This is a genomic window from Kaistella rhinocerotis (assembly GCF_030243905.1).
GTDB classification, from domain to species: Bacteria; Bacteroidota; Bacteroidia; order Flavobacteriales; family Weeksellaceae; genus Kaistella; species Kaistella rhinocerotis.
In genome coordinates this window covers 373,734-398,553 of sequence record NZ_JASSYY010000002.1, presented here as the reverse complement: position 1 = coordinate 398,553, position 24,820 = coordinate 373,734, and the positions used below count along the sequence as shown (strand labels likewise).

The window sequence follows — 24,820 nt, the reverse complement described above, 5'->3', positions numbered from 1 at the left end:
GGTCGCTATATCACGGCTAAATTAACAAATGTTTTTAGAAAACACAATAAATCACGCAAAACAAAGCGGCTGGATGGAAGTTATCTGCGGCTCCATGTTTTCAGGGAAAACCGAGGAATTGATCCGCCGGCTGAGGCGCGCTGAAATGGCAGGCCAAAATGTTGAAATCTTTAAGCCAAAACTAGATACGCGCTACGCCGAGGATGAGGTGGTCTCGCACAACCAGAACAAAATTCGCAGCACACCGGTAGAAAGCCCCAGCGAGATTTTACTGCTCGGTTCAAACTGTCATGTGGTTGGGATTGACGAAGCACAATTCTTCGATGAAAGCATTGTAGAAGTAGCTAATCAGTTGGCTAATAGCGGTATAAGGGTTGTGATAGCTGGTTTGGATATGGATTTTATGGGAAGACCCTTCGGGCCGATGCCCAATCTGATGGCCACCGCGGAGTATGTCACCAAAGTACACGCAATCTGCCGCCGGACCGGAAATTTGGCTAACCATTCTATGCGCACGACTTCAAATAACGATTTGGTGCAGCTGGGTGAAACCGAAAGCTATGAAGCCGTAAGCCGCAAGGTCTTCAATGACGAATTTTTAAATAAACTAAAGTGAACTATACAACAGGCGAACTGGCTGCAATAACGGATTCGGAAATTTTCGGAAATCCAGATTTGCAGGTTACAGCAATCGCATTTGACTCCCGCAATATTTTTTCTGCCACAGGAACAGCATTTTTAGCACTCAACACCGCCAAAAACAGCGGTGAAAAATATATACAGCATGCGGTAGAAAAAGGAATCGGGATAATCATCTCACAAACCAAACTTTCTGAACTCGATGGCGTTACGTGGATTATCGTAAATGATTCCTTAAAGTTCATTCAGACTTTAGCCAAGCATCACTTGCAAAAATTTCATCTTAAAACTATCGGCGTTACCGGAAGCAACGGCAAAACCGTAGTGAAAGAATGGCTCTATCAAAGTCTGTATTCGGAGTACAACACCGTAAAAAGTCCGAAAAGCTTCAATTCGCAGTTGGGTTTGCCGCTTTCTCTACTGAAAACAAAAGCTGAGCATGAAATTGGAATTTTCGAAGTTGGTGTTTCAAAACCCGGCGAAATGGCAACGATGGTTGATATTTTCTCACCGAAAATCGGCATCCTTACGCATATTGGATCTGCGCATGAGTCTAATTTTGAAAGCCAGTCGCAAATCATCGCAGAAAAAATCAAACTCTTTTCGCAATCAGAAACCATTATCTTTAATGGTGATAACCATTTGGTTAGCAATGCGATAAATTCAGTTTATTCAGGCAAAAATTTAATTTCGTACGGCTTAAAGATTCATAATGACATTTCGGTCCAGACATTCGGTAATAAAACTGAGGTTAAGATCAAATATTTTGACGAAGAGTTTCTGCTTCCCGCACAGCAGCGTGATGACGCCACTTTAAACAATGCGCTTTGCGTAGCGGCTGTCCTGAAGTTACTCGGATATTCAACGGAAACAATAATCCAGAAAATCAATGCGCTGAAGCCCGTGGAAATGCGGTTGGAAAGCGTGAATGGCCTACGCAATAACCTCATAATCAATGATTATTATAATCTGGACCTCGATTCGCTTAAGATTGCTTTTCAATTTATCAATGAATATAATAAAACCGAGAAAACGCTGGTTTTAACGGATTTCATTGAAAGCAAAAATTTAGAAACACTTTATCAGCACGTCGCCGAACTTACCAACCAACAGAATTTCGGACATGTCATACTGATTGGAAACGACATTGTAAGGTTCAAGGAATTATTTAATGCCAAGGTTTCAACCTTCGATTCAAGCACGCAACTCATTGAAAGTCACTCATTAAACACGATTGAAAACAACTTGATTCTTTTAAAAGGTGCGAGAAAATTTGAAATTGAAAAAATTAAAGACCATCTGGAACTCCAGAAACACGACACCGTCTTAGAAGTACACCTGAATGCGATTCTGCAAAATATCAATGTCCACCGAACTTTCCTGAAGCCACAAACTAAAGTGATGGCCATGGTAAAAGCCTATTCTTACGGACTCGGCGGATATGAAATCGCTGAATTCCTGCAACATCATCATATTGATTATCTGGGTGTTGCGTATGCTGATGAAGGTGTCGAACTAAGAAAAAACGGAATTTCCACGCCAATAATGGTGATGAATCCGGAACAGCACAGCTATGAAATCATCATTGATTTTGATCTTGAGCCCGAAATTTACAGTTTCCGGGTGTTAGACCTTTTCTATTCCAATCTTATCCGGAAAGGTGCCGAGGAAGATTATCCAATTCATCTCAAGATTGAAACAGGAATGAACCGCCTCGGATTTACCGAAGTTGAAATTGATGAACTTGCGGCTCGTCTGGCAAAAATGAAGGTGAAGGTAGCTTCAGTTTTCAGTCATTTATCCTCAGCTGACGACCCTGATGAAGATATTTACACAAAAAATCAAATTGAAACATTTGATGCGGTATCTAAAAAACTGGCTGCTAAATTGGGCTACTTGCCTGTAAGACATATTTTAAACTCTTCCGGAATCACGAAATACAGTGATTATCAGTTTGATATGGTCCGGATTGGAATTGGGATGATCGGAGTATCACCCGACCCTGAAATTAAGAAACAACTGCGAAGTGCCGTAGCATTTAAAACCGTAATTTCCCAAATATCAACCGTAAGCGCCGGTTCGTCAGTCGGGTATAACCGACGGTATATGCCGGAAATTGACACACGGATTGCTACGATACCCGTCGGCTACGCCGATGGCGTACCCCGACTTATCGGAAATGGCGTAGGAAAAGTAGGGATAGGCGGCAATTTGTACCCGATTGTGGGCAATGTTTGCATGGATATGCTGATGGTTGACGTCGGTAATGCAAATGTGCAGGAAGGAGAAAGCGTTACCTTGTTCAATTCGAATCCAAGTCTTGAATTGTTCGCAAATTACTGTCAAACAATTCCTTACGAAGTTTTGACATCAGTATCAAGACGCGTAAAAAGAATTTATATTAAAGATTAAATGTCAAGAACTGTCATCATAATATTTCTGTTGCTGAGCCTTTTTTTAAAGTCTCAGGTGCGGAGTGATATGGTGCTACAAAAGAAACCACGGATCGGTTTGTCGCTTTCAGGCGGTGGTGCGAAAGGATTCGCCCATGTTGGCGTCCTAAAAGTACTTGATTCTCTAGGCGTTCGGATCGATTATATTTCGGGAACCAGCATGGGTGCGGTAGTTGGAAGCTTGTATGCCGCAGGCTATACCGGCAAGGAAATTGAAAAAATAGTACTTGATACTGACTTTTACGACGTTTTAGCGAACGAAAAAAGCCGGCAGGAAGGCACTTTTTTCAATAAATCCGTGGACAAGTATATCCTGACGCTACCTGTAAAAAACGGGAAAATAAATGTTTTGCCGAAAGCCATTTCTACCGGCCAGAAGAACATTTACCTGCTCCGCGAACTGCTTAAGAATGTGGCCTCAGTAGATGATTTTTCCAAGCTCCCAATCCCGTTTATGTGCATAGCCACAAACCTGGAGAATGGCCAGATTAAAATCTTTGAAAAAGGCGATCTCGTAAGCGCTGTGATGGCCAGTTCTGCCTTTCCATCCCTCATCGATCCTGTGAAAATAAATGATTCATTATATGTAGATGGTGCGCTTACCATTAATTACCCAAGTAAACCACTGAAGGATAAAGGAATAGACATTGTGATCGGTGTGGACTTGAATCAGGGACTTGCGGGCCGCGAGAAACTCAGCAGTGCTATAGACATTTTAAACCAAGTGATTGACTTTGGGATTCAGAAAGAAACCAAGAATCAGTACCAATACACGGATATTAATATTAAACCCAACCTTTTGGGATATACCGCGACAAGTTACGGCTCTAAGAAGTCGATCCTGGACTCCGGTTTTGTAGAGGCCAAAAAATATACTGAGCCGCTCTCGCTTCTGCCCAAACGCGAACGAAAGATGCTGCGGGCGCCAATTAACAGCATTTATACCAATGTGTATAAAATCGACAGTCTAAATCTTACGAATAATCACATTTTTTCTGAAAACTACGTCCTCGGGAAAATGAATCTCAGACTTCCCGCGCTGGAAACCTATGGCGGAATAAATAAAAAAGTGGAGAAACTTTACTCTACCAATAATTATACGCTTATCAACTACGACATTTCTCATCAGGAAAATAAAAATATCCTCAATTTGGCCGTTACGGAAGACGATACGAGGTTTTTTCTGAAGTTTGGATTGCATTATGACGAAGTTTTTAAAACAGGATTACTTCTTAATATCACCGCCAAACGCCTGCTCTTCCGCAACTCTACGGTATCACTCGATGCGGTGGTAGGCGATAAACCACGTTATTACCTCAATTACTTCATAGATAATGGTTATATACCCGGATTCGGTGTCTATGCGGCGGGTATGCAACTGGATTTGCGGGATGCAAACAACAATGTTGCCCAAAGGTGGAATTGGTTTCGAAACGAAGTTTTTATACAGTCAGTTTGGCGGGACAGATTTGCTGTGGGTGGAGGATTTAGTCATGATTATTTCGAATCGATCTCCATCGGTGAAGCAATTTTTGGAAATCCGCAGAATTTCGTGAATCCTTATGTTTTCATTAAAAGCGATACGCAGGATGACAAAAACTTCCCTACCCGCGGATTTGTGTTAAGCGCCGAAGGTAAATTTCTCGATTTATTTAATTCATACGGAGATTCGCGTACTTTCCAAAGTAAAGTCGATACACAAATAAATCTGCCGGTAAAACCAATGTTGACGGTAAGGTTTGGTGTTTTTGGAGGATTTACGCTAGGAGATTCGACGTCTGAGTATTACCATTACAGAGCGGGTGGTATATTTGAGCAAAATGTAATTAATTTCACCCACTTACCGGGTAGTAAGTTTGCCGAACTGCACTCTAAAAATCTGCTTATTGCCCGCACCGCGCTCCAGGCGAATCTATTTAAGAACTACTTTATAGTAGCAGATTTTAATATTGCAAATCAGTTTGACAAGATCGTGGTAGATGAAATTCTTGATATATCTCGATCCGCCATAGGTTTGACTCTGGGTTATAAATCTCCTTTCGGACCTTTAAAACTGAATTTCAGCAAATCCTTAAACACAAATTCCAGCGCCTTTAATGTTATTTTGGGCCACTGGTTCTGATATTATGATTGAATTTATATTTGAAGATGTAGACCAAATTGAGCTACCGGCTAATGCGGAGGAATGGCTAGAGAATTTAATTATTTGTGAAGGAAAAAAGCTCGGGCCAATCACCTACATATTCTGTAGTGATGAATATCTACTAAAGATTAATCAGCGGTATCTTTCGCATGACTATTATACTGATATCATCACTTTCGACTACGTGAAGGGTAAAATCATCAGCGGTGATATTTTCGTATCTTTGCCCCGAATTTTAGAAAATGCTCATGATCATCAAACAAACTTTGAAAGTGAGCTGCTAAGGGTCTTAGCCCACGGTGTTCTGCATCTTTGTGGCTATAGTGATAAACTTGATCATGAACAGGATTTGATGACGCAAAAGGAAGATCATTATATCAATCTATTTTACCAAAATTTCTGAAATTTTAAAGATTATATTTTAAATGTTTCACGTGAAACATCACACTAAATTTTAAAGATGATATCTCAGATATACGATGTTATTGTGGTCGGTGCAGGTCACGCCGGCAGTGAAGCTGCGGCTGCGGCTGCTAATATGGGCTCAAAAACCTTGCTCATCACGATGAACATGCAGACCATCGGTCAAATGTCCTGCAATCCTGCTATGGGTGGAATCGCTAAAGGGCAAATAGTGCGTGAAATAGACGCTCTGGGAGGCTATTCCGGGATAGTTGCAGACAAGTCTGCAATTCAGTTCAAGATGCTCAACTTATCTAAAGGTCCTGCAATGTGGTCACCAAGAACCCAGAATGACCGCATGTTATTTGCTGAAGAATGGCGAATCGCACTCGAAAATACCCCAAATCTTGATTTTTTTCAGGATATGGTGAAAAGCCTTATAATTGAAAACAATAAAGTTTGTGGCGTCGTAACTTCACTCGGTATAAATATCCGCGCAAATGCAGTAGTACTGACCAACGGAACATTTCTGAACGGACTTATTCACGTTGGTGACAAACAACTGGGAGGTGGCAGAATGGGCGAACCACGCGCATTTGGCATCACCGAACAATTGGTTTCACTAGGTTTCGAATCAGGCCGGATGAAAACCGGTACACCTCCAAGAGTAGATGGCCGAAGCCTTGATTATTCGAAAATGGAAGAGCAGAAAGGTGACGAAAACCCCCAAAAATTCTCATTTACGGATACGCCGCCGCTTACAAAACAACTAAGCTGTCACATTGTGTACACCAATGAAACTGTACACGAGATCTTACGAGAAGGTTTTGATCGAAGCCCGATGTTTAATGGCACCATCCAAAGTATCGGACCGCGATACTGTCCGAGTATAGAAGACAAGGTAAACCGTTTTGCTGAGCGAACACGGCATCAATTATTTGTAGAACCCGAAGGTTGGCGGACAGTCGAAATTTACGTGAATGGATTTTCTTCTTCGTTGCCTGAAGATGTCCAGATTAAGGCGATGCGCCACATTCCTGGATTTGAGAATGTGAAAGTCTTCCGTCCAGGTTACGCAATAGAATACGACTACTTCCCTCCTACCCAACTCCATCATACCTTAGAAACGAAACTTATTGATAACCTGTACTTTGCGGGTCAAATAAACGGTACTACAGGTTATGAAGAAGCTGCTGGACAAGGTTTGATGGCAGGCATCAATGCACACAACAAAGTGCATGGAAAGGAGGACTTCGTATTGAATCGAGATGAAGCATACATCGGCGTTCTGATTGACGACCTGATTACCAAAGGTACCGAAGAACCCTATCGAATGTTCACTTCGAGAGCTGAATATCGATTATTACTCCGCCAGGATAATGCGGATATTAGGCTTACAGAAAAAGGATTTAATATTGGTCTAGCTTCACAGGAACGACTTCAAAAAGTTGAAGAAAAAATTGCTAAAAGCACCGAGCTCGAAAATTTGTTGAAAGAAACCTCACTAAAACCTGCTATAATTAATCCTATTTTACAGGAGATAGATTCAGCGCCGGTTGATCAGGCATATCGTGCTGCCCAGATACTCACCCGTCCAAATATGACGCTGAAAATGCTCGACAAAATCGACGATTTAGGAGAGCACACATCTCAATATACTGACGAAGTTCGTGAACAGGCAGAGATTAATATAAAATACCGCGGCTACATCGACAAAGAACGTGAGAGCGTGGCAAAGATGCTGAAACTTGAGACCATTCGCATCCCTGAAGATTTCGATTATTCAAAAATCAATTCACTATCGTCAGAATCCCGTCAGAAACTGAATAAAATTCGGCCAAAAACAATTGCGCAGGCAAGCAGAATTAGTGGTGTATCTCCATCAGATATGAATGTGCTGCTGATATATTTAAATAAGTAAAGCCAAATGTTTCACGTGAAACATTAACCGATTTCATAAAGATTTAATGAAAGTTAAAGACCATTTCCTCGCACAGGAATATTTCGACATAGAACCTACCGATACACCCGGTATTCTTAAAACAAATCCTATTCCTGCTGACCTTGAAAAATATTATGAGTCGCAGGAATATATTTCTCACCATCAGGATAAAGGTGGCATTAAAGAATTCATTTATAAAAAGGTTCAACAACTGAATCTTAATTTCAAAAGAAATCTGCTTGCAAAGGAGCTGTTTAACAAGGCTAAAGTATTAGATTATGGCTGTGGCGCAGGAGAATTTTTAAAATTCATTGAATCTGATTTCACCACATTCGGCTATGAACCTAATGCCGATGCACGTAATTTCGCAGCTAAAAAATTCTCGTCAACCACAATAATTGACAATATTGCGCAATTGGAGAATGAATCGCTGGATGCTGTCACAATGTGGCACGTACTTGAGCATATCCCGAATCAGGACGAAATTTTGAATCTGATAGCGCAAAAACTTAAGCCGAACGGATTACTCGTTATCGCAGTACCAAACCACACTTCTTACGATGCTAAAAAATATCGCGAGTATTGGGCCGCTTATGATGTTCCACGACATATCTACCATTTTTCAAAATCGGGGATGCAGCGTCTCATGAAAAATAAAAAATGGAATTTGAAATATACGCGACCCCTCCTCTTCGATGCGTTCTACATTTCAATGCTAAGCGAAAAATATAAGAAAAATCCAATTTTTTGGCTTTCAGGCTTCATTTACGGAGCTATTTCTAATTTTAAAGCCATAAAAACGGGCGAATTTTCCAGCCTGATATATGTGATCAGAAAAAATGAGAAAATCGATTTTTGATAGGTTTCTGCGAGTCGATTTTCTGCTATGATAGCCAAAATTTTACTGAACAAACCTTACAAACAAAAAAAACCTGAAAAATAATTTTCAGGCTTTTTTAGTTTAATTCGTTATTTATGAATTTATCGCTTTCACGCCGGGAAGCTCTTTTCCTTCCAAACTTTCAAGCATCGCCCCACCTCCGGTAGAAACATAGCTCACCTTATCATCATAGCCAAACTGTTTCACAAATGCTACACTGTCGCCGCCGCCTACAAGCGAGAACGCACCCAAACTTGTCGCTTTCGCAATACTGTCACCTAATGCAACAGTTCCGGCAGCAAAATTTGGCATTTCAAAAACACCAATTGGCCCATTCCACAATATCGTACGCGAATTCATCAGGACATCATGATATAGATCCCGGGTTCTGGGTCCAACGTCCATACCCATCCAACCGTCCGGAATATCATAAATATCAACTTCATTGCGCTGCGCCTCATTACTGAACTCATCAGCAATTATTGAGTCCGTCGGTAAGTAAACTTTCACGTTCATCGCTTCAGCTTTACCTAAAATTTCAAGTGCAAGGCTCATTTTATCTTCCTCAAGCAGGGAATCTCCGATGTTTCCACCCAACGCACGGATAAATGTGAAGGCCATGCCACCACCAATGATTAGGTTATCAATAGCCGGAAGAATATTTTCTATAATTGTAATTTTTGTTGATACTTTGCTGCCTCCAAGTATTGCAGTAACAGGTTTTTCGCCTTTGCCGAGCACTTTCTCCACGGCTTCAAGCTCTTTCGCCATTAATAAACCGAAGAATTTAGTTTCTGGAAAAAACTGCGCAATTACAGCTGTTGATGCATGTTCTCTGTGCGCTGTACCGAAAGCATCATTCACATACGCATCTGCATATTTTGAAAGTTTCTCTGCAAAATCCACGTCGCCGGCTTCCTCCTCATTATAGAATCTGAGGTTTTCCAGCAGCAAAATCTCACCTGGCTTTTGGCTCCCGGTCATGTTTGTGGCATCGTCTCCGATGCAGTCGGGGCAAAATTTTACTTCGTGTCCCAAAACCGAACTGATCTCATCAACTATATTTTTAAGTGAAAACTCTTCAGACACCTTCCCTTTCGGCCTGCCGAGATGCGTCATCAGAATCACAGAACCACCGTCCGCCAGGATCTTATCGATCGTGGGCTTCACCGCCTCAATTCTCGTGTTATCCGTCACCTTCAGGTCGGCACTTTGCGGAACGTTGAAATCCACGCGAACCAGTGCCTTTTTATCTTTAAAATTATAATCGTTGATTGTCTTCATATTCGTTTTTTGGATATCACAAATTTAACATTTATTCGCCGCAACGGAAACTATTTTCAAACCGAATTTCCACAAGACCCCACTCTCCTACTTTCCCAACAAATTCTTTTTTAATTAATAAAAATAAATGACAGGTGTTGTTGTAGCACACGGTTTTGGGGATAATATTTCCGTATTTATTTCACCACATGGGATCGGTTTTAGTACCGCATTTATTCACATTTTAAGCATGCTGTTAATCAGGTAATTAATATACTTATCCTCATTTGTTGATATCTTTCCGTCAAGTGTTTTGTTCAGTTCATCACTATGGAAAACCACCGGTCAAACTCACGCGAACTTTCCCGTAAAGATTTTCGGCGTCATCACATTTTTTGTGCATTAGGAAATAAAAATGGATTCGCAAAGAGATTCTTTTAAACACTTATTAACATTTTTTAAGATGCAATTAGCATTTATTCCCCAATCATGTAGGGCGTGTCCCCACAGCCGCTTTTGCCGGCGCCGGGCCGCGCTGTCCGCTACTACTCCTCGGCGCGCCCTCACCGGGCGTGCCTGCGGGGTAGCCGCTTCCATCGCTCACGCGGTTTAATGCAAATTACAAAACATAGATATAATACACAGAGGCGGTTTTACCGCACTTTTTTATTTATTAAATCTTAAATTTGTAAGAATTCAGAAGATAAACGAATGAAAAAGATTAGCATTGCCGCAGATCACGCCGGCTACCGTTATAAGGAAATCATCAAACAACACTTCAGCGGCCGCGTTGAATTTGAAGATTTCGGCACAAATTCCGAAGATTCTGTAGACTATCCCGATTTCGTGCACCCAAGCGCAGATTCCGTCGAGAATGGAAGCAACGAACTCGGAATTTTAATCTGCGGAAGCGGAAACGGCGTGCAAATAGCTGCAAACAAACACCGGAACGTCCGTTGTGCGCTATGCTGGATGCCCGAACTTGCAGAACTAGCGCGGAAACATAACGATGCAAATATGATCGCGATTCCCGCACGTTTCATCGCTGCCGAACTGGCGATAGAGATCATCGAGAAATTTCTAGCTACCCCTTTTGAAGGTGGAAGACATCAGCTGAGGGTCAACAAGATCCCGTGCTAATCAACAATTTAAAATTAAACTATGGCTAAAAAAAGCAAATTTGTTTCTCATAAAAACAACCATAAACTGCAGGAAATAGGCAGGCTCATACTCCGTTTTATGAACCGCCAGTCCGGCAAAGTCTATAACTATAAGCAGATTGCTGACGGAATAGACTACCGGAACCCGCGCCAGCGTGAGCTTGTTATCCAAGCTTTGCACAAATTGCTGGCAGAGCAGCAGATAAAAGAATCAGAAAAAGGAAAATACATCCTTAATCTCAATATTGAAGGTACCGTAACCGGAATTATAGACTTCAATCAGGCAGGCAACGCTTACGTAAATGTTCCGGAACTTGAAGATGACATCTTCATCCACTCAAAAAACGTGAAAGATGCGCTGCAGGGCGATGAAGTACTGGTAGTAACTTACCATTTTAAAGGAAAAAAACTTGAAGGCTCGGTACTCGAGGTGCTTAAAAGAAACCGTGAGGAGTTTGTCGGAACTTTTCAACTAATCAATCATAAGGATTTTGGCTTCGTTGTATGCGACAAAAAGACGATCAATACGGATATTTTTGTACCAAAAGGAAAAATTGGCGGTGCCTCAGACGGCGACAAAGTGGTCGTGAAGATGGTTGAGTGGCGCGCCGGCGAGAAAAATCCGGAAGGTGAGATCGTTAAAGTATTAGGCGCTCCGGGTGAGCACGAAACTGAGATCCACTCTATCCTCGCAGAATACGGACTTCCCTACTCTTTCCCGGAGGATGTGGAAAACGAAGCAGAGAAGATTGACCGTTCCATTAATGATTCTGAGGTAGCAAAGCGCCGTGACATGCGCGATATCTGCACCTTCACAATCGATCCAAAGGATGCGAAGGATTTTGATGATGCACTTTCTATCCAAAAACTTGACAACGGGAATTACGAAATCGGTGTTCACATCGCAGATGTGTCACATTATGTGCGCCCCGGAACCCTGCTAGATGATGAAGCTTATGACCGCGCAACTTCAGTCTATCTGGTTGACCGTGTGGTACCTATGCTTCCAGAAGTTTTGAGTAATGACGTTTGTTCACTTCGCCCGAATGAGGATAAATTTACATTTTCAGCCGTTTTTGAAATGGATGAGAATGCAGATTTGGTCAATCAGTGGTTTGGCCGTACGGTAATTCATTCAGACCGTCGTTTTTCTTACGAAGAAGCGCAGGAAAGAATTGAGAGCGGCGAAGGTGACCTGTCGGAGGAAATTCTTACGCTGGACAGACTCGCGAAAATTCTGAGAAGAGAACGCATCCGGAACGGTGCCATTACTTTTGATCGCAGTGAAGTACGCTTTAATCTTGATGAAAACAGCGAACCAATCGGGGTTTATTTTAAAGTAAGCAAAGATTCAAATCATCTTATTGAAGAATTTATGCTGCTTGCCAACCGCAAAGTTTCTGAATTCATATCACTTAACAGACGGGGTGAACCAACCGGAAATACATTTATTTACAGGATTCACGATGATCCCGATCCTACAAAACTTGAGGCTTTGCGGGATTTCGTCTCTACCTTTGGTTATAAAATGGACCTTGCAAATTCCAAGAAAGTTGCGGATTCGCTCAACCAGCTCTTACACGATGTGAAAGGTAAAGGCGAGGAGAATATGATCGAGACCCTCGCGATGAGATCGATGAGTAAAGCGGTCTACTCTACCAATCCGATCGGTCATTACGGTCTTGGCTTCGATTACTATTCGCATTTCACATCCCCGATTCGCCGATATCCCGATCTTATTGCGCACAGGCTCTTGCAGCATTACCTAGATGGCGGAAAATCTCCGAATAAGAATGATTATGAGGAAAAAAGTAAACATTGCAGTGCGATGGAACGCCTGGCTGCTGATGCAGAGCGCGATTCTATCAAGTTCATGCAGGTGAAATTTATGGAAAAGCATGTTGGACAGGATTTCCAGGGTGTGATTTCGGGTGTGGCAGACTTTGGCTTCTGGGTGCAGATTCCTGAAAACGGTGCTGAAGGACTCATCAAACTGCGCGATCTGATGGACGATTCTTATTCCTACGACTCCAAAAATCACCTCGTACAGGGTGCCAGAACAGGAAACCAATACCAGCTTGGCGACCAAGTACGAATCAGGGTGATGAAGGCAAACCTTATCCAGAAACAGCTTGATTTCAAGATCATTAATGATTAGCAGGATCTGAGGCATTTTTAGACTCAGTTCTGCAGCATAATTAACTTATGATAGAACTTATTTTATCGGCCGTGGGACTGGGCATCATGCTAAGTCTGGTATTCATCGGCCCGATTTTTTTTCTACTTATCGAAACCAGTTTTTGTCGTGGTCCGCGCCACGCTATTGCATTGGATTTGGGTGTCATAGCTGCGGATATTCTCTGCATCGCAGCAGCCTTTTTCGCAAGTGGTGATTTGGTGCAACTTATCGATAAACATCCGGGATTTTATAGGATTACTGCGCTAATTATTCTGGTTTACGCCATTTACATGATGGTTTCGAAGACAAAAATGCATCTACCGGGTGAAGAAAAGCTCATCAGTCAAAATTATTTCAGGACTTTTCTTAATGGTTTTTTCTTTAATATTTTGAATATCGGCGTAGTACTTTTCTGGCTGGTGACCGTAATTTCTGTGCGCAATGCTTATCCGGATCTGGATGAATTTCTGCTTTATATGGCACTTGTAGTTGCAACTTATTTGTTCATCGATTTTATTAAAATATATCTCGCCAAGCAGTTTCATTATAAACTCACGGATATACTCGCAACGCGGATCAGGAATGTAGTTGGTTTTATATTGCTGATATTCAGTGTATTTATATTTATGCAAAGTTTCAAGAAGTTTAATCAATTCGATAAAAAACTCGAAGAAGCCGAACGGACAGAGAAGAAAATCCATCGCTGATGCAAAGTAAGATTTTTCCCCCAAGCCTTAAAAAAGGCGATAAGATTGCGGTCATTTCGCCCGCCGGCTCGGTATTGCCGGAACAGCTTGAAAAAGGTCTGGCAATTTTAGAATCAAATGGTTACGAAGCCGTGTTGGGCAAACATCTATATGGTTCTCATGTGCATGGATATTCTTACTCAGGTACAGAAGAGGCGAGACTTTCAGACCTGAACTGGGCGCTGAATGATCCCGAAATTTCTGCGGTCTGGACTTCACGTGGCGGTTACGGTTGCCAGCATTTGGTTCCCGGAATTAATCTTGAAGGTTTTAAAAAATCTCCAAAATGGTTTGTCGGCTACTCCGATAATACGGTAATTCAAAGTTATCTTTACCGACATGGTTTTGCCAGTATTCACGGGCAAACACTGAAAACTGCTGATTTTGGAGTCTGCACAGAAGGTTATGGTCTGACTTTAAATATAATGCAAGGCAGCGTGCCGATATATGCAGTAAATCGTCATAGCCTGAATCGAAATGGTGCTGCTTCCGGACATATGATTGGCGGAAATCTGGCCCTTATCTACGCGCTTCTCGCTACGCCCTACTCTTTCGTTTTCAAAGATGCGGTGCTTTTTATTGAAGAAATCGGCGAAAAATTTTATGCGCTTGACAGGATGCTGATGGCACTCGAGCTGTCAGGCGTCTTTAAGCACATCAGCGGACTGATCCTGGGTGGAATGACACTCATGGAAGACGAGGCTAAAAACCCCGAATACAACAGCAGTTTTGATACATTTGCCTATCAGCTTATTGCTGAACGTATTTCAAATTACGATTTTCCGGTGATGTTTGGTTTTCCCAACGGGCATATTTTTGACAACCGCCCGCTCATTATCGGCGCAAATGTGCAGATGAACGTGGGCGATGAATGCACACTTGAATTTTGAGCATTAAATCTTAAATACGATGGCTGAGCATAATGATTTCGGAACTTTGGCGGAAAATGTGGCTACCGAATACCTGCAGAAAAAGCATTATAATATCCTCGCCAGAAACTTTCGGTACCAGAAAGCTGAAATTGATATCATCGCAGCATTTAACGGCCTTACGGTGGTTGTGGAAGTGAAAGCACGAAGTTATAACACCGTAATAGAACCCCAGGAAGCGGTAACGAAGAAAAAAATAAAGTCCATCGTGCTGTGTGCCGATTTTTTCATGCAGGAAAATAATTTAAACACCGAGGTCAGATTTGATATCATAACGGTTTTGCCCGATAGTGACGGTGTTTTACAGCTTGAACATATTGAAGATGCATTTCAAAGCTTTGATGCTAATTAAAAAATTAAAATTTAAATGAAAACAGCCTTGATCACCGGCGCTACCTCTGGAATCGGAAAAGCTACTGCAGAACTCTTTGCAACACAGGGTTTCCGGCTCATTGTGTGTGGCCGCAGAAGTGCAGTTTTAGACAAGTTGAAAGACGAACTTTCAAAACAAACCGAAGTTATTAGTTTAGTTTTTGACCAGCGGGAATTCAACCAGATTGAGACCGCGCTGAATTCTTTACCTGGTGAGTGGAAGAACATCGATGTCCTCGTCAATAATGCCGGCAATGCGCACGGCCTGGATACGGTGGAAAACGGATCCATTGAGGATTGGGATGCGATGATGGACGGTAACGTCAAAGGCATTCTCTACGTTTCGAAACTGATCATTCCCGGAATGAAGCAGCGGAAATCGGGTCATATCGTGAATATTTCTTCGGTTGCTGCACGACAAACTTATGTCAACGGTGTGGTGTATTGCGCTTCCAAACGTGCGGTGGACGTTATTTCGGAAGGTTTAAGGCTTGAACTTACAGAATTTGGAATTAAAGTCACCAACATCCAACCCGGACTTGTAGAAACGGATTTTTCTAAAGTAAGGTTTAAGGGCGACGAAGACCGTGCAAAATCCGTTTACACCGGATACAAAGCGCTTGAAGCGAAAGATATCGCCGATGCTATTTCATATTGTGTCAATGCACCTTCACACGTGGCCATTTCAGACCTTACCATTTACCCAAGTGCCCAAAGTGAGCCGCGAACTGTTTATAAATCTTTAGAAAACTAAATTTTTATTCAATGAAAATCCTGCACATTGAAACTTCGTCAAAAAACTGTTCTGTTGCTATTTCAGATGGTGAAAAACTGCTTTGTCTGTGCGAAGAGACCAGCGAAAACTATAAACAGTCGGAAAATCTCCACACCTTTGTAAAATGGGCGCTTGAGGGCGCTGAGATTGAATTGAAAGACCTTGATGCCGTCTCGGTTGGTATGGGACCTGGCTCTTACACAGGTTTGAGGATCGGTGTTTCGGCTGCTAAAGGTTTCTGTTTTGGTTTAAATATTCCTTTGATTGCCATCAATTCATTGGAGACTATGATAGAGCCTTTTTTAGACCAAAATTCAGATTTTATCATACCGATGATAGATGCACGCCGAATGGAGGTTTATACCGCAGTTTTTGACGGTAAAACGGGTGAACCTGTCACCCAAACCGAAGCAAAGATTCTGGACGGCGACTCATTTGCAGACTATTCACATAATAAAGTGATTTTTGTAGGTGACGGCGCTGCAAAAGCACAGGAAATCTTGAATTTACCTGATGCGGTTTATAATGCTTCTGTTTATCCATCCGCAAAGTATTTGATTAAAAGTGCAGTGCAAAAATTCAATGTGCAGCAGTTTGAAGACGTCGCCTATTTTGAACCCTTCTACCTTAAAGAATTTCAGGGCGTGAAAAAGAAAAAAACCGAAGATTAACTTCGGTTTTTCTTTATCTGATAACAGCTTCTTGCGGCGGGACAGCTGTGTTGTTCATCTGTGGCGACGAGTTTCCGTTTCGGCGCGGGCGTGGTGTCCGCGTTTCGTTCTGTCTTATGCGCGTTGAAGCATCGGGCCGGGCCGGTGCCTGCGGCCGTGTACGTGCATCTTCTACAGGTGCAGCGTTCACGGGTTGTGCAGGATTGGTTACATTCCCGCTTTCGTCGGTCATTTCTATACTCAGCTCACTTTTCAGATAATTCAGCATCTCGCGTGCTTTTTCACCTTCCGCGGTCTTGGCATAATTCAGTGCGATCTGCTCAAGTTGCAGGATCATAATTTCTTTCCCTGCCGTTTTGCCTGAATTGAAAGCATTTAACAAAGCAAATTTAGGCACCAACGCATCTTTGGGATATCTCTCCAAAGCGTCCGCAATCGTCTTTTGGCTGTCTTCGAATTTATCATCGCTGTAAAGTTCAAAGGCTGTTGAATAAAGTTTTTCAACTTCTTCAGAAGATTTTGTGAACGTATTATCGCGCGGGTTTTTCACGAATTCAGCATAGGAAGTGTAAGGAAATTCCGCGAGGATCATTTGCTTGGCACGTTCGGCCGCTGCCGGATTTTTCTCATAATTGAATGCGAAAATACTGTAAAGCGCCTGCAGTTTTGTTTCCTCTTCCGGGTTTGTATCCACCAGTGTGTAGAGCGTTTTTGTGGCTAAAGGTGTATCAGAAAAATAGGTTTCGTACATTCTTCCCAAGCCCAGCGTCGCTGTGTCACGTGCTTTTTTCAGCGTTAATATTTCTTCCCGGTTCACCGGAATTTTTTCAATGTAGAATGCAGTTTCGAGTCTTCTGGGGTCCGGAGCTGTGGCAAGACCCATCGCTTCATTTCTCAAATCTTCGATGCTGCTGCCGCGCGCTGAGGTCCGCCAGTTGTCACTTAAAGAGCGGTTGCCCCAAAGCTGTCTGAAGCTCGCTTCACCTCTTGCCACGGTACTTTGGTTGGCGAAATAGAATCCGCCTTTATTGTCACCAAAATCCTGAAAACCGCCGGTGTTGCCGGCAAAAATGGAATTCGCAGAGTAATCTCCACCATCAAAACCTTTGCTGCGTTCATCACGTTTGCGCTGCAGTTCTTCTTGTGCTTCTTTGGCTTTTATGCCGTCGATGTATTTATTGAAATAAGCAATACGCTCCTGCTCCGGCATATTGACAAGCGCGAGGATACTATCATTTTTCTTAATTAAATAATAGTTCGCAGATACCTGCTTAATGTTTTCAGACTGCTGCTGAAGCAGAATTTTCGAAGGTTGATAAGTCATCACAGTGAGTGCGGAATCATAATAAGCGCCCGCCGCCAGATAATCGCTGTCTTCAAAAAAGCCCCTGCCGATCTCATAATAATTGAGTCCGCGAATCTGTGGATCAGACATCTTTTCCTTTAAAGACTGCGCAAAAAATGCTTTTGCTTCCTCTTTTTTACCCGCGCGGCTAGCCATTAAACCTAAACCGTAGTAAAACTCATTTTTTCGGGACGCATAAGTCCCCTTTTTGCTGATTTTTTCGAGGTATTCGCGTGCACCTTCGTAATCATCGTTTTTGCCGTTATAAGTTTTTGCGATTTCAATCTGAGATTTCACTTCAAATTCAAAATCATTTGCATTTTTGTATGCAGAGACAAAACTCTCGCGCGCATCCTCATTTTTGCCTAAAGACGCCAAAATCTGGCCTCGCAGGAAAGCAATTCGGCTCCGAAGTTTACGGTTTTTGTTTATCGCATAGGCATCTTCCAGTTCACTCACCGCATTCTCTTTTTTACCCGCCATCAGCAACATTTCGGAATAATAAAGACTGAGTAGTTTTTTATGGTCCTTCTTGAGTTTGCTGCTTTGTTTCAGATCAGCAAAAGCTTCTTCAGCACGGTAATAATCGCCCATTTTAGAATACGCTAAACCCTGATAAATCCTGGCCAAGGGAAGACGTTTGTCGTTTCTCATGTTGGCGAATATATAATTGAGACCGTCAAGCGCCTCAAGCGGTTTGTTCTGATAAATCCGCGACTGCGCGAGCAGAATATTCGCATCGAAGATTTTCTTATTCTTTTCCTCGCCGCTTTTCATTACCGAATAATTCGCAATAGCTTTCAGGGCTTTTGCTTCCGAGATCTGCAGAACCGACGCACCACTTCCGGCAATACGGTTGTTTGTCGCCATTCCGGGAGCGCCCGGTGAGCCCGGAACGCCAGGACCATTGAAAGCACCAGGTGCGTTATCATCGGAAAACATATCGCTGCCCTGCAGGTCTGCCCCCATGGGCTGTTCATCGTAGGTCAGCAACTGTATGTAAGGCGCATAGAAATTGTCGACATGCGCTTTGTCACGTGACCGAAGTTCGGTCTCCAGTGCATCCTTGCTGTTGAAAAGCGTATTGTAGTATGCGTAAAAGCCTTTCATGAAAGGTGACCCAGCTGATTTTTTCTGTGTAGAACACGAGACAAAAAACAAACATATCACCAGGAAAAATATAGATTTTTTCATTATGTGCATATAACTTTCAATTCTTCAGTTTATTATGATAACCTAAATTAATTATGGTAAAAATACTGATTTTTTGGGTTTGAGTTTATTTCTCAAATTCCTTTAGTAACCGGTAAACCAAATGCGTAGGCAGACCCATCACGGTATAAAAACTCCCGCGAATCTGCCTGATCTTTGCCATCCCAAGCCATTCCTGTACACCATAGCTGCCGGCCTTGTCGTAGGGCTTAAAATTTTTGATGTAATAATTTATTTCATCATCATTTAAAATGTCAAAATCCACATCTGCAACATCAGTCGCACTAATTATTTTATCGATGCTTCGGATGGTAATGCCCGTGTAAACCTGATGCGTTTTGTCGGAAAGTTTTTTTAGCATCAATCTCGCGTCCTCTTCATCCGCTGGTTTTCCCAATATTTCTTCGCCAAGAACTACTGTAGTATCGGCGGTGATCAGGATTTCATCCTTTTCAAGCAAGTTGTAGGCATCCGATTTTAAGACAGAAAGATACTCCGCAACCTCTTTGGCAGGCATCTGATCCGGAAAGACTTCAAGACATTCTACACTTACAACGTCGAAATCATAGCCAAGATTTTGCAGTAACTCTCTTCTCCGCGGCGAATTGCTTGCTAATAATATTTTCATAGGAAATTCCGGGTTAGACGCTTTTGGTATTATCAAGATGCCAGTTTCCCTGGATTTTCATCACCTGCTCGATCACATCGCGTACCGCACCTTTACCACCAGAAACCGGCGAAATGTAGTCTGAAACTGCCTTCACTTCCGGTACCGCATTTTCAGGGCAGGTCGCTATTGCGGATGGTTGCATTATTTTCAGATCCGGTAAGTCGTCGCCCATCGTAAGGATTTCCTCATTTTCAAGACCGTATTTCAGCCTGAATTCCTCGTATTTCTCAAACTTGTCTGAGATTTTCGCATAGTAATCCGTAATTCCAAGATAGTTGATACGGTTTCTCACAGCGGGGTCATCGCCACCGGTGATCACACAAATCTTATAATTGTATTTAATGGCTTTCACCACGGCATATCCATCGAGGACGTTCATCGCGCGGCACATGCTGTTGTCTGGCATCAGGTAGACACGTCCGTCTGTGAAAACGCCGTCAACGTCGAATACGAACGCTTTTATATTTTTTAATTTTGATTTATAACTCATACATTTTTTTTATAGATGCGTTCATCGTGCGGTAAATCTGCAATTGTTCAGGATTTGTAATCAGGCTTTCATGAATCTCAAGAATACGTGTGTCGTTCCGCACTGCGGGGCCGGTTTGTGCGGCTTTTGGCTCCAATTCCCGAATTTTTGAAGTCGTTTCTTCTATTAAAGGCAGAAAATAGTCGAACGGAATATTCTGCGCGTCTGAAATCTCTCTGGCACGTGCAAAAAGATGATTTACGAAATTGCAGGAAAAAACTGCGGTGAGATGGATGTATTTTCGCTTTTCGAAATCGGAAGACATCACTTTTTCCGATATTTTATGTGCTAAATTTTCAAGTGTTTTCTGGTCGTCCGCATTTTCACATTCCACAAAAAACGGAATTTCAGAATAATTCAAAGATTTTGATTTTGAAAAGGTCTGAAGCGGATAAAAACTTGCTTTTCGGTAACTTCCAGTCAATACATCAATCGGTAAGGAACCTGAAGTGTGCGCCACAATGCAGTCTTTTTTAGTTATTTTTGTCGAAATATCTGATATAGAATCGTCGTTCACCGCAATCAGGTACAGATCAGCGTCGCCGATGTTTTCAGTAGAGAAAGGAACATTAAAAAGAACGGAAATCTGCGCGAGCGCTTCTTCATTTCTGCCGAAAACCTGCGCAACGGGAATCTGATTTTGATGAAGGGCTTTAGCCAGATGAAATGCTACATTTCCGGAACCGAGAATTACGATCTTCATTAATCTTTTAATATCTAACAAATATAATCCATTTGGTTTGGACTAAAAATTGAAAGACTATCTTTAACTTTCACTTCTAAACCACATCAAAACACCGAACGCATCTCAATGAAGATAAAGGAGGAAGAAATTATCAGGCTGATGTCGAGCGAAAAGTCCCGGGAAAAGGGCGTTCGCCTGATGATGGATGCGTATCAGAGCAGGTTGTATTGGCATATCCGGCGTATCATTGTAGATCACAATCTCGCACAGGATGTGCTGCAGGACACCTTCATCAAAGCTTATCAGAATTTCCATCAGTTCAAGCAAGACAGTCAGCTTTACACCTGGCTCTATCGCATCGCCACAAACGAGTCGCTGCAGCAGCTTAACAAACTGAAAAGGATGCAGAAAACCGATGAAGATCCCGATTATCACCTGCAGAACATGGTAGCCGACAATGCGGCTCCTGATGCGGAAGACATTCAGATCCTTCTTCAGAAAGCCATACACTCACTGCCCGAAAAGCAGAAATTGGTTTTTACGATGAGGTATTATGATGACCTGCCATATGAGGAATTATCGAAGATATTGGATATGTCTGTCGGCACACTTAAGACAAACTATCACTATGCAAAGCAGAAGGTAGAAGATTTTATAAAACAGAATTACAACGAGAATCCGTAAAGCGGAAATCTCAGAACAGAAGTAGAAAATGAAAGATTTTGATATAGAAAAACTGGAGCGTAAGAACATTTACCGGACACCCGACAATTTCTTTGCGGATATGCAGGCCAATGTATTGCGTGAAGCGGCGCCTGCTCCCCAGGCGAAAGTAATAAGTCTCAACTGGGCTTATGCAGCGGCAGCAGCGGTTGCTACAATATTTGGAGTGACCTTCATGATGAACCAGCATGAGGCAGAACCACAGATAGTGCAAAACGAACAGCAAGTATCACCGCCGCCATCTGCACCTATTATTGAAGAAACCGTACCGGAAGCAACCCTTGCTTACCAAACATTTGAAGAAGATTTAACTTCAGTGGAAACAGATAATCAAAAAGATGTACCGGCTCCGACAATGATAGCCGCGAAACAGAAAAGCGAAAAGATTGAAGTGGCGAAAAGCACCGCGGTAAGCCCGGAAGTTCAGGTAGACCAGATTTTAGCCAACATTTCAATGGCAGAACTCGCAGATCTGGGGAAAAATGCAGAGCAGGATGTATATCTCGATTTGTATTATTAAAATGAAAACAGAAATGAAAAAGAGGTTATTAACACTCGCAGCCATAGCCATCGTAACATTGGGCAGCGCACAGGAACTGAGATATGACTGGAAAACAATGAGGCCCGAGCAGCGCAAAGAACTCATCCAACAGATGAAGCCTGAGCAGCGAATGATGCTCCTGAAGCAGTTTCGCGAGAATATGATGATCTCAGAACTGGAGGTTCCGCAAGATGATCAGGCAGAGTTCAAGAACCTCTATTCAGAATATCAGGAAAAGCAGAATGCCATAAAAAGCAAGTTTAAACCGGCCGAAGATTATGATAAGATGACTGATGATGAAGCCCGGAAACAGGTAAATGAAAGTTTCGAGATCGGCCAGCAGCTTTTAGACAACCGCAGGCAATACGCAGAAAAATTCATGAAAGTCATCAAGCCACAGCAGGTACTGCAGATGTTCCAGACAGAAGGCAAGATGCGGACAAAAATATTAGACAAAAAAGACGGGCAACAGAGCCCGCAGCGCAGGCGACCATAATAGTTTATTTTTTTAATGTTTGAGCGACCTCTACAATTTATTTTGCAGAGGTCGTTCTTTTTTATGGCGATCCGCTTGCAGCAGCATTTTCCCGCGCTGGCGGCCGGGCTATCCACTGCAACTCCTCGGCGCAGACTGGCGTCCGCGCCTGCGGGGTTTCCGTTTCTATCCCTATCGCGGTACACCGCAATTAATCAACAAATTCCAGCAAAAAAACACTAAATTTGCGCACTATTCTCCTATTTTAAATGAAAAACATACGAAACTTCTGCATCATCGCACATATAGACCATGGAAAGTCCACGCTCGCTGACCGTCTGCTCGAATATACCGGCACCGTAACGCAGCGCGAACTTCAGTCTCAGACCCTAGATGATATGGACCTCGAGAAAGAACGCGGAATCACCATCAAATCCCACGCGATCCAGATGGATTACGAACTCGATGGCGAAAAATATATACTGAACCTTATCGATACACCGGGACACGTAGATTTCTCTTACGAAGTGTCGCGCTCCATCGCGGCTTGTGAAGGTGCGCTTCTCATTGTGGATGCCGCGCAAAGCATTCAGGCACAGACGATAAGCAATCTTTATCTTGCGCTTGAAAATGACCTTACGATTATACCGATTCTTAATAAAATCGATCTTCCTTCGGCAAACCCTGAGGAAGTAACGGATGAGATCATGAACCTTATCGGATGTGATTATGAAGACGTACTTCGCGTTTCAGGCAAGACCGGCGAAGGCGTTCATGATCTTTTAGAACAGATCGTAAAGCGGATTCCTGCCCCACAGGGCGATCCTGATGCCCCGCTACAGGCTTTGGTTTTTGACTCGGTGTACAATCCGTTCCGCGGCATTGAGGCTTATTTCAAAGTGGTGAATGGCAGCATCAAAAAAGGTCAGCGTATCAAATTTATGGCAACAGAAAAGATGTACGAAGCCGATGAGGTAGGTACATTGAAACTGAAACAGGCTCCAAAAACCGAAATAAAGACCGGCGACGTAGGTTACATCATTTCCGGCATCAAAGATGCGCGTGAAGTAAAGGTAGGAGATACCATTACGAGTTTTGAGAATGGCGCGCCAAGCCCCATCGAAGGATTTGAAGAAGTAAAACCAATGGTTTTCGCGGGCATTTATCCGATCGAATCTGAGGATTTTGAGGAACTTCGTTTTTCACTCGAGAAACTTCGTCTGAATGACGCATCACTTGTTTTCGAACCGGAATCTTCGGCCGCACTTGGTTTCGGCTTCCGTTGTGGTTTCCTCGGCATGCTGCACATGGAAATCGTGCAGGAAAGGCTTGACCGTGAGTTCGATATGAACGTCATCACCACTGTACCGAACGTTTCTTACCACGGCTACTCGAAACGTGAGCCTGAAACCGCGATCCTTATCAACAACCCGTCCGAAATGATGGATCCCACCACGATGGATCGGGTAGAAGAACCATTCATCAAGGCTTCGATCATCACGAAATCCGATTTCGTAGGTCCGGTGATGACCCTCTGCATTGAAAAGCGCGGCGAAATTGTAACTCAGAATTATCTCACTGCCGACCGTGTAGAAATGGTCTTCAACATGCCTTTGGCGGAAGTTGTGTTCGACTTTTATGACCGCCTGAAATCAATTTCAAAAGGATATGCCTCATTCGATTACCATCCGATCGGTTTCCGTGCTTCCAAACTGGTGAAGATGGACATCCTGATCAATGGCGACATGGTAGATGCGCTTTCCTCGCTTATTCACGAGAGCAATGCATATTATATTGGTAAAAGAATGTGTGAGAAGCTGCGTGAACTTATCCCGCGTCAGCAGTTTGACATTGCAGTACAGGCGGCTTTGGGCACGAAAGTTATCGCGCGGGAAACGATTAAAGCTTTAAGAAAAGACGTTACCGCGAAATGTTATGGTGGCGATATTTCGCGTAAGCGTAAACTCCTCGAGAAGCAGAAAGAAGGAAAGAAAAAGATGAAGCAGATCGGCAGGGTAGAAGTGCCACAATCAGCGTTCATGGCAGTATTGAAACTGAATGATTAAACAAAAAAAACCTCGCGATA

At 42.8% G+C, this 24,820-nt stretch carries 22 protein-coding genes; 17 read left to right on the top strand and 5 right to left on the bottom strand.

Features of this window, described 5'->3' with window-relative positions; translation table 11 throughout:
* The first annotated feature begins 28 nt into the window (after positions 1–28).
* The 6 genes from QEP06_RS07050 to QEP06_RS07025 are packed head-to-tail and all read left to right on the top strand — an operon-like array spanning position 29 to position 8,438.
* Positions 29–616, top strand: coding sequence for a thymidine kinase (locus QEP06_RS07050; protein ID WP_251832561.1), 588 nt, complete (start codon positions 29–31; stop codon positions 614–616).
* A complete protein-coding gene (locus tag QEP06_RS07045; RefSeq protein WP_285269662.1) occupies positions 613–3,051 on the top strand; it encodes a bifunctional UDP-N-acetylmuramoyl-tripeptide:D-alanyl-D-alanine ligase/alanine racemase in 2,439 nt (812 codons plus the stop codon). Before QEP06_RS07050 ends, QEP06_RS07045 begins: the two co-directional genes overlap by 4 nt.
* Entirely contained in the window at positions 3,052–5,214 is a 2,163-nt protein-coding gene (locus QEP06_RS07040) for a patatin-like phospholipase family protein (RefSeq protein ID WP_285269661.1), read from the top strand.
* 4 nt (positions 5,215–5,218) lie between these two features.
* The gene (ybeY, locus tag QEP06_RS07035; protein WP_251832564.1) at positions 5,219–5,638 is read left to right on the top strand and encodes an rRNA maturation RNase YbeY; all 420 of its coding nucleotides are present in this window, start codon (positions 5,219–5,221) and stop codon (positions 5,636–5,638) included.
* A gap of 57 nt (positions 5,639–5,695) precedes the next feature.
* The gene (mnmG, locus tag QEP06_RS07030; RefSeq protein ID WP_251832565.1) at positions 5,696–7,558 is read left to right on the top strand and encodes a tRNA uridine-5-carboxymethylaminomethyl(34) synthesis enzyme MnmG; all 1,863 of its coding nucleotides are present in this window, start codon (positions 5,696–5,698) and stop codon (positions 7,556–7,558) included.
* 46 nt (positions 7,559–7,604) lie between these two features.
* A complete protein-coding gene (locus QEP06_RS07025) occupies positions 7,605–8,438 on the top strand; it encodes a class I SAM-dependent methyltransferase (RefSeq protein ID WP_285269660.1) in 834 nt (277 codons plus the stop codon).
* A gap of 114 nt (positions 8,439–8,552) precedes the next feature.
* On the opposite strand, the gene QEP06_RS07020 is transcribed toward QEP06_RS07025, so the two are convergent.
* Positions 8,553–9,743, bottom strand: a complete 1,191-nt coding sequence (locus tag QEP06_RS07020; protein ID WP_285269659.1) for a phosphoglycerate kinase — start codon at positions 9,741–9,743, stop codon at positions 8,553–8,555.
* 690 nt (positions 9,744–10,433) lie between these two features.
* Between QEP06_RS07020 and QEP06_RS07015 the strand changes: the two genes are divergently transcribed.
* From QEP06_RS07015 to tsaB, 7 genes are read left to right on the top strand one after another with little or no spacing between them, the layout of a single operon-like run.
* Complete coding sequence (locus QEP06_RS07015; protein ID WP_285269658.1) at positions 10,434–10,862, top strand: RpiB/LacA/LacB family sugar-phosphate isomerase; 429 nt, start codon at positions 10,434–10,436, stop codon at positions 10,860–10,862.
* Positions 10,863–10,883: 21 nt separating this feature from the next.
* Positions 10,884–13,040, top strand: coding sequence for a ribonuclease R (gene rnr / locus QEP06_RS07010; protein ID WP_285269657.1), 2,157 nt, complete (start codon positions 10,884–10,886; stop codon positions 13,038–13,040).
* A gap of 47 nt (positions 13,041–13,087) precedes the next feature.
* Positions 13,088–13,768 carry a LysE family translocator gene (locus QEP06_RS07005; RefSeq protein ID WP_285269656.1) on the top strand — a complete coding sequence of 227 codons (681 nt, stop codon included), beginning with the start codon at positions 13,088–13,090 and terminating at the stop codon, positions 13,766–13,768.
* Positions 13,768–14,697 carry a S66 peptidase family protein gene (locus QEP06_RS07000; RefSeq protein WP_285269655.1) on the top strand — a complete coding sequence of 310 codons (930 nt, stop codon included), beginning with the start codon at positions 13,768–13,770 and terminating at the stop codon, positions 14,695–14,697. Before QEP06_RS07005 ends, QEP06_RS07000 begins: the two co-directional genes overlap by 1 nt.
* Before the next feature lie 19 nt (positions 14,698–14,716).
* Entirely contained in the window at positions 14,717–15,088 is a 372-nt protein-coding gene (locus QEP06_RS06995) for a YraN family protein (protein WP_251832572.1), read from the top strand.
* 15 nt (positions 15,089–15,103) lie between these two features.
* The gene (locus QEP06_RS06990) at positions 15,104–15,862 is read left to right on the top strand and encodes an SDR family NAD(P)-dependent oxidoreductase (RefSeq protein ID WP_285269654.1); all 759 of its coding nucleotides are present in this window, start codon (positions 15,104–15,106) and stop codon (positions 15,860–15,862) included.
* Positions 15,863–15,873: 11 nt separating this feature from the next.
* Positions 15,874–16,554, top strand: coding sequence for a tRNA (adenosine(37)-N6)-threonylcarbamoyltransferase complex dimerization subunit type 1 TsaB (gene tsaB, locus QEP06_RS06985; RefSeq protein ID WP_285269653.1), 681 nt, complete (start codon positions 15,874–15,876; stop codon positions 16,552–16,554).
* Between the two features lie 13 nt (positions 16,555–16,567).
* On the opposite strand, the gene porW is transcribed toward tsaB, so the two are convergent.
* From porW to QEP06_RS06965, 4 genes are all read right to left on the bottom strand, one after another.
* The gene (gene porW, locus QEP06_RS06980; protein ID WP_285269652.1) at positions 16,568–19,093 is read right to left on the bottom strand and encodes a type IX secretion system periplasmic lipoprotein PorW/SprE; all 2,526 of its coding nucleotides are present in this window, start codon (positions 19,091–19,093) and stop codon (positions 16,568–16,570) included.
* A gap of 85 nt (positions 19,094–19,178) precedes the next feature.
* On the bottom strand, positions 19,179–19,739 hold the full coding sequence (locus tag QEP06_RS06975) for a Maf family nucleotide pyrophosphatase (RefSeq protein WP_285269651.1): 561 nt from the start codon (positions 19,737–19,739) through the stop codon (positions 19,179–19,181).
* A gap of 13 nt (positions 19,740–19,752) precedes the next feature.
* Positions 19,753–20,271 (bottom strand): KdsC family phosphatase, encoded by a 519-nt coding sequence (locus tag QEP06_RS06970; RefSeq protein ID WP_285269650.1) that lies wholly within the window; start codon positions 20,269–20,271, stop codon positions 19,753–19,755.
* Entirely contained in the window at positions 20,261–21,013 is a 753-nt protein-coding gene (locus QEP06_RS06965; RefSeq protein ID WP_285269649.1) for a Rossmann-like and DUF2520 domain-containing protein, read from the bottom strand. The genes QEP06_RS06970 and QEP06_RS06965 overlap by 11 nt, the downstream gene beginning before the upstream one ends.
* A gap of 108 nt (positions 21,014–21,121) precedes the next feature.
* On the opposite strand from QEP06_RS06965, the gene QEP06_RS06960 reads away from it, so the two are divergent.
* The 4 genes from QEP06_RS06960 to lepA all read left to right on the top strand — a co-directional run bounded on the left by QEP06_RS06960 (position 21,122) and on the right by lepA (position 24,800).
* Positions 21,122–21,679: an RNA polymerase sigma factor gene (locus QEP06_RS06960; protein WP_251832579.1), complete on the top strand. Its 558-nt coding sequence runs from the start codon at positions 21,122–21,124 to the stop codon at positions 21,677–21,679.
* Between the two features lie 28 nt (positions 21,680–21,707).
* Positions 21,708–22,238 carry a hypothetical protein gene (locus QEP06_RS06955; RefSeq protein WP_285269648.1) on the top strand — a complete coding sequence of 177 codons (531 nt, stop codon included), beginning with the start codon at positions 21,708–21,710 and terminating at the stop codon, positions 22,236–22,238.
* 13 nt (positions 22,239–22,251) lie between these two features.
* The gene (locus QEP06_RS06950; RefSeq protein ID WP_285269647.1) at positions 22,252–22,755 is read left to right on the top strand and encodes a hypothetical protein; all 504 of its coding nucleotides are present in this window, start codon (positions 22,252–22,254) and stop codon (positions 22,753–22,755) included.
* Positions 22,756–23,003: 248 nt separating this feature from the next.
* The gene (lepA, locus tag QEP06_RS06945) at positions 23,004–24,800 is read left to right on the top strand and encodes a translation elongation factor 4 (RefSeq protein ID WP_285269646.1); all 1,797 of its coding nucleotides are present in this window, start codon (positions 23,004–23,006) and stop codon (positions 24,798–24,800) included.
* The last annotated feature ends 20 nt before the right edge of the window (positions 24,801–24,820 follow it).